This is a genomic window from Nocardia amamiensis NBRC 102102 (assembly GCF_001612745.1).
Taxonomy (GTDB): Bacteria; Actinomycetota; Actinomycetes; order Mycobacteriales; family Mycobacteriaceae; genus Nocardia; species Nocardia amamiensis.
Map to the genome: position 1 here is coordinate 1 of NZ_BDBA01000325.1, position 6,208 is coordinate 6,208.

A 6,208-nucleotide genomic window follows, 5' to 3' on the forward strand; every position below is an offset into this window, starting at 1 on the left:
GCGCTCAGCGGGAACGGGCCCCACCGGACGCTCGGCGGGCACGGGCTCCGCTTGCTCGCTGACCCGGATCCGGTGCAGCGTCTTTCGCACCGCCGCCGCCAACCGTGCATCCAGCTCGGCCTCATCCGTACCGGCATCGGCAGAGGCTTCCACACCGCCGGGGTTCACCGCAGAGGGCCGCTCGGCCGCCGGCAGCGGTGTTGTGGCCAGCCACAGCTCGGTGAACTCGGGCACAGGGCCCGTGGGAGCGGCGGATGACGCCGCGACTTCGGCTTGCGCAATGGGCTTCTCCGCAGGCGGAACCGTGCCGCTATGTTCATGTTTCCCAGGGGCGGCGGAAGGCGGCACCGGGACGGCCTCGGCAGCGTCTGCGGGCTGCCCTGCAGCACCGGCAGGGTGCTCGCCAGCACGGCGAGCGGTCGTGGGCTGCTGGGTGAGGATGCTCGGCAGGATCTGGTTCGCGGCTCCGCCTACCTGAGTGAGCGCCGCCAGCCGCTCCTGGAGATCTTCATGGTCCGGTACGGACGCGGTCGCTTGCTCTATCGCGCGCCCGTATCGCTCGGCGACGAGCCGGTGAGTGACGAGCGCGACGCCGATCATGATCGGCGCGATCATATGGATCCCGATGCCCGCCACGTCGCCTGTCCTGAAGTAAGGGAACGTGTTCAGCGCGATGCTCGCGGTCAGCAGGACGCCCTCGACGGTGTAGACCTGCCACAGCCGGTCGATCACGCCCCACTCGGCGGTATCCGCGGTGGACAGCATCAGCGCGATGAGTACCGCACTGATCAGGGCTTCCAGGCCGTAGGACAGCCAGAACATCGGATTGGTCGCGCCGCCGGTAGGTGCGATGTTCTGCTGCACCGTGACCGCGGAGAACAGCATCGAGAACCCGACCACACCGGCGAGCAGCCCCAGCACACGCGGCTTGCGCTGGTGCAGGCGAGCGACTTTCGCGTGCGGGCTGCTGCTGTGCCGCTGCTCCCCGATCGCCTGCGCGGCCCGTAGCAAATCCGCGGCCTCGCGTTCGGCCAACTCTGCCGCCGTGCGGCGCACCCGCTCCGCGGCATCGGCGGCCGCCTGGATTCGCGCCCGCTGCTCATGGCGTTCATAGTCACGCACGAGCTCGGCCAGATCGCGAGCGGCGGCCAGCTCTCGCTCGGACAATGCTTCCAGCAGTGCCGGATCGTCCTGGTGCGCCAACCGCTCATGCGCGATCTGCACCCGGTCCGGCAGAGCGCCGGCCACCAGATCATCCACAGGCTGCGCCGCGGTTGGCGCTTGGGTCGTGAAACGACGGAGCATCAGCAAAGAACCTTTCCGACGATCGAGTGTTCCAGACGCAGCGCGCCAGAGCAGCTCCGGCCGTCATATCTCCGTCGAAAGCGCCGACCGCCTCGGCCGAGACCGAAAAGATAACCCGTCATCGAAAACCATTCGACCCGAAGAGCACTCGGGTAGGTTCGCGTCCACCGAACCCAGATGTCCGTGACCCAGCAGCTCCGGGGGACCGCGGCGCTGCGCACACCCCTGGTCAGGCCAGCGCGGTTGCGTCCAAGCCGAGCCCAGCAGCCACGAAGCAGATCGTTCAGAAACGATCTTTGTGTTCGGTCACCCATTCGGCGAAAGTGCGGGCGGGCCGACCGAGTATCCGCTCGAGGGTGCCATCCGGAGTCCGCGCCGCCTCCGGTGGATCGGCGTGCCAGCCGACTACGTACTCGGCATCGGCCTGCGACACTCCCGCTTGAAGTAACCGCTCGACGGCCCGCTCATAGCCGATCTGTTCGAAGGCGAGGTCCCGGCCGAGCGCGTCGGCGACCATCGCGACGCGCTCGCTCGTGGTCAACGCCTGAGGTCCGTTGAGGTTGTATGCCCGGGCCGCATGCCCGTCCTCGGTCAGGGCAGTCGCGGCCACCGCACCGAGATCGCCCTCGTGCACAACCGCGCTGGGGACGTCGAAAGGCTCACGCACCACGGCCTCGGATCGGATCGAGTCGACCCAGGTGAGTGCGTTGGACATGAACTCCTGCGGTTCGAGCCTCGTCCAGGCCACACCCGATTCCGCGACCGCGGTTTCCGCGGGACCGACATACCCGCCCCACAGGATGGTGATGCGCTCGACGCCCGCAGACACCGCCCGGCGGACCAGCTCGGGCCCGGTCTCGGCCACTCCAGCCGTCACGGTGATGTGCAACCCGGTGACACCTTCCAGCGCGGCATCGAGTGTGCCCGGCTCAGTGTGGGTTCCCGTCACCAACTCCACGCCTGTGGGCAGCAGAGTCGAGGCACGCTGCGGATCGCGGGTCAGCGCACGCACCGCTCGACCCCTCCGCAGCAGCTCGGCCACCACATGCCGTCCGGTATTTCCCGTTGCGCCCGTTACCAATATCGTCACAGTGAACTCCTTTCCGGGCGTGACGCTATGACCTCAACAAAGATTGAGGTCAAGCCCGCCGTTGCCACCTCACAAAGCACCGTCAGACGAGCGCCGATAGGTCGGAAAGCCATCTCCAGCCGGACGCCACTTATCGATCGCAGCCGTAAGCGGCCATCGAGCCTCCACGTCATCCACCTCGAAGATGACGTCGGCCCGCCGCATCACCCGCCCGATGTGACCGTCGAGATGCACGCGTCCCGGCACGATCACCGCCTCCGTGAACGACTACGTGCCGCACGCGCTTTCGCGGGCCGAGGCAACGCCAACGCCGAGATAATTGCTTGGCTGGACGCGGTAGAGGCGGAGGTGGAAACGCGGTTCGGTGACACCCGCCGGGCCTTGGTGCTCAGTAGATCGCGGCCGGGCGGCTGCATCGCCGTGTGTGGCGAGATACCGCTTCGAGAGGAGTTTGTTCGTCCGCATCGAACGAGAGGCAAGAAGACTTCTTGCCACTTTCAACATATAGCGCAGTGGGGGTCTTGCGGCAAGACCCGGGTTGTGACGCAGAATGTCCGGCCGAAGCCAGAACCTGCGGAAATCAGCCGAAGAGCATGTGTTCGCCGAAGAGCGTGGGGCACCTGGCCGAAAGTGCAACCTCGACGAATGGGCGGTTCATGTTCGATGTGATCATTGCCGGTAGTGGACCGACCGGCTTGATGCTTGCCGGCGAGTTGCGGCTGCACGGCGTGCAGGTGCTCGTGCTGGAGAAGGAGACGGAGCCCACCGGGTATGTCCGCGCGCTCGGTCTGCATGTGCGCAGCATCGAGGTGATGGACCAGCGCGGGCTACTGGAGCGGTTCCTCGAGCACGGCAAGCAGTATCCGCTCGGCGGCTTCTTCGCCGGTATCGATAAGCCGTCGCCCGACCGGCTGGACACCGCGCATTCCTACGTCCTCGGCATCCCGCAGACCACCACCGATCGCCTGCTGGCCGAGCGCGCGATCGAGCTCGGCGCCGAAATCCGGCGCGGTTGCGAGCTGGTCGGGCTGAGCCAGGACGACCACGGGGTGACCGCTGAGCTGGCCGACGGCACGCGACTGCGCTCGCGCTATCTCGTCGGCTGCGACGGCGGCCGCAGCGCGGTGCGCAAGCTGCTCGGCGTCGGCTTCCCCGGCGAGCCCTCCAGGGTCGAGACGCTGCTGGGCGAGATGGAAGTGGCCGTGCCACCGGAGACGCTGGCCGCCGTGGTGGGCGAAGTCCGCAAGACCCAGAAACGCTTCGGCGCAACGCCCTTCGGGGAAGGGGTGTACCGCGTCGTCGTGCCCGCCGATGGGGTGGCCGAGGACCGCTCGGTCCCGCCGACCCTCGAGGAGTTCAAGCACCAGCTGCGGGCGATCGCAGGCACCGACTTCGGCGTGCACTCGCCGCGCTGGCTGTCCCGCTTCGGCGACGCCACCCGGCAGGCCGAGCGTTACCGGGTCGGCCGGGTGCTGCTGGCCGGCGACGCGGCGCACATCCACCCGCCGACCGGCGGGCAGGGGCTCAACCTCGGCGTCCAGGACGCCTTCAACCTCGGCTGGAAACTGGCCGCCGAGGTCAACGGCTGGGCACCGGAGCGGCTACTGGACAGCTACCACACCGAACGGCACCCGGTGGCCGCCGACGTGCTGGACAACACCCGTGCGCAGATGCAGCTGATGTCCCTCGAGCCGGGCGCCCGGGCAGTGCGCCGACTGCTGTCGAATCTGATGGACTTCGAGGAGGTGAACCGGTACCTGATCGAGAAGATCACCGCGATCGGGGTCCGCTACGACTTCGGCGAGGGACATGACCTGCTCGGCCGGCGGATGCGGGACGTGGGGTTGCAGCGGGGGCGCCTCTACGAGCTGATGCATTGCGGCCGTGGGCTGTTGCTCGACCAGACCGGCCTGCTTTCGGTGGCGGGCTGGGCGGATCGGGTCGACCGCGTCGTTGACGTCAGCGAGGAACTGGACGTGCCCGCGGTACTGCTGCGGCCGGACGGCCACGTGGCATGGGTCGGTGACGATCAGCAGGATCTGCTCGAGCAACTGCCTCGGTGGTTCGGCGCCGCATCGGCTGAGTTCCCGATCGGACCCGGCCGGCGCCGCACCCAGACAACGGCCTAGCCCCTCCAGATCTCCTGGGCAGGATCGTATTTCGGCCCTTACCAGCTACGCTTCAGCACTCGCTCCGGGGCTCACGGCACGGATCGCGTCGCCGAGCAATGTCACGTTCGACCCGGCCACGCCTCGGTGGGGTGGCTCACCGGGGTGCGCAAGGTGCGCTTCCCGTGCGGCATTGCGCGGGCGGTCATCGGTTCGACCCTCGCACTACGTGGTCGACCGCCCGCTAACTCTGATCGAGCATGGTGATGTACGTATCGAGCTGAGCCGCGCCGGCGAGAAGGTTGCGGCTGCGTGCGGTCAGCCGGTTCTGCCAGGAGTCGAGGAAGGCGCTCAACGCATCCGCCCCGCCTGCCTCGCGCAGCGACTCGATGAACTGCGCGACTTGGGACAGCAGGTAGCCGCCCCGGCGCAGTTGCCGTGCGATCTCGGCGTCGCGTACACAGTCCGGCCCGTATTGGCGGTAGCCCGTTGACCGGTCGCGTTCGGGGTGCAGGATGCCCTCGGTCTCCCAGGTGCGCAGTGTCGCCGGATGCACGCCGAGCCGGCGCGCGAGTTCACCCACGGTCAGCGGTCGACCGTGGACAGGGGTCGGTGTCGTGGTGGACAGGCTGCCCAGCGCCGTGGCGACCTCGGTGCGTGTTTCGCGTTCGGTGAGCAGCGCGACGTGTGCCGCATCGATGAGCCGGTAGGCCGACTCGGTGTCGCCGCGGTTGGTCGCGCGCATGATCTCCATTGCCTGCTGGTGCCCGTGGCCGCCGCGCAACGCTAGGAAAGCGCGTAGCGCCTGCGCGTGCAGGAGCGTGTAGCGCCGATAACCGGTCTCGCTGCGCTCGGTCGGCGGGAAGATGCCCGCGTCGTCGTAGTTGCGGATCGCCTGTGCGGACAACCCGTGTTCCCGGGCGAGGTCGATGGGCCGCAGCTTGGACCTCCGATTGAGGATTTTGTCTCTGGATTCCAGGTATCAGTGGAAAAAGCTTCACGCGACTCTTCAACGATACTGTTGAGGGTAGCGCACTCTGGAAGGGGCCTTCATGTCCACTGCCGCATCACTACACCGAATCGGCCGCGAACTCGACGACCCGGCAAGCCTGGGCGATGCACTCGACGAACTGCTCGCCGCGCGGAGCGAGCCGCCGACCCTGCTCGCCCTAGGCGAGCCGACACACGGGATCGAGGCGTTCCCGTTGCTGCGCAACGAAGTCCTCGCCCACCTCGTCGAACGGGGGTACCGATCGATCGTGCTGGAGACCGATGCCTTCGCCGCGTCCGTTGTCGACGACTACGTGACCGGGGCACCGGCGGAGATCGACACAGTGCTCGCGACCGGGTTCAGCCACGGGTTCGGCGCCGTGCCGGGCAACCGCGAACTCGTCGAATGGCTCCGCGCGCACAATGCAGGCCGCGCGCCGCAGGATCGGGTTCGCTTCCACGGTTTCGACGCGCCGGTGGAGTTCTCCGGTGCGCCGAGCCCGCGACGCGCACTGTCTTCGGTCAGCGACTACCTGCCCGTGGCGCTGCGACCCGAATCAGTCCGCGACCTCGATGCGCTGCTCGGCGAGGACGCGGACTGGACGAATCAGGCGGCCATGTTCGACCCGGCAGCGTCCGTCGGCGACTCCGAGCGCGCTCGCGCCCTGCGTATCGTCGCCGACGATCTCGCCAGCGCGCTGCGCCGCGCGGCACC

Annotated in this window: 5 protein-coding genes; 2 read left to right on the forward strand and 3 right to left on the reverse strand. The window is 68.0% G+C overall.

The genetic code is table 11. From position 1 onward, the window contains the following. Together NA4_RS36885 and NA4_RS36890 are read right to left on the reverse strand one after the other, a co-directional pair. Positions 1–1,305, reverse strand: a 1,305-nt coding sequence (locus NA4_RS36885; RefSeq protein WP_067480610.1) for a hypothetical protein, incomplete at its 3' end; no start/stop codon positions are given. Between the two features lie 283 nt (positions 1,306–1,588). After that, positions 1,589–2,395, reverse strand: a complete 807-nt coding sequence (locus tag NA4_RS36890; RefSeq protein WP_067480613.1) for an NmrA family NAD(P)-binding protein — start codon at positions 2,393–2,395, stop codon at positions 1,589–1,591. Positions 2,396–3,051: 656 nt separating this feature from the next. On the opposite strand from NA4_RS36890, the gene rox reads away from it, so the two are divergent. Beyond that, the gene (gene rox, locus NA4_RS36895; RefSeq protein ID WP_067480616.1) at positions 3,052–4,524 is read left to right on the forward strand and encodes a rifampin monooxygenase; all 1,473 of its coding nucleotides are present in this window, start codon (positions 3,052–3,054) and stop codon (positions 4,522–4,524) included. Between the two features lie 223 nt (positions 4,525–4,747). On the opposite strand, the gene NA4_RS36900 is transcribed toward rox, so the two are convergent. Beyond that, positions 4,748–5,443, reverse strand: coding sequence for a TioE family transcriptional regulator (locus NA4_RS36900; RefSeq protein ID WP_067480619.1), 696 nt, complete (start codon positions 5,441–5,443; stop codon positions 4,748–4,750). Between the two features lie 112 nt (positions 5,444–5,555). Between NA4_RS36900 and NA4_RS36905 the strand changes: the two genes are divergently transcribed. Continuing rightward, positions 5,556–6,208, forward strand: a 653-nt coding sequence (locus NA4_RS36905) for an erythromycin esterase family protein (protein WP_169811201.1), incomplete at its 3' end; no start/stop codon positions are given.

What these genes read in the sequence shown, in the direction of transcription:
- rox (WP_067480616.1), top strand. Translation starts at nt 3,052, where the DNA reads ATGTTCGATGTGATCATTGCCGGTAGTGGACCGACCGGCTTGATGCTT.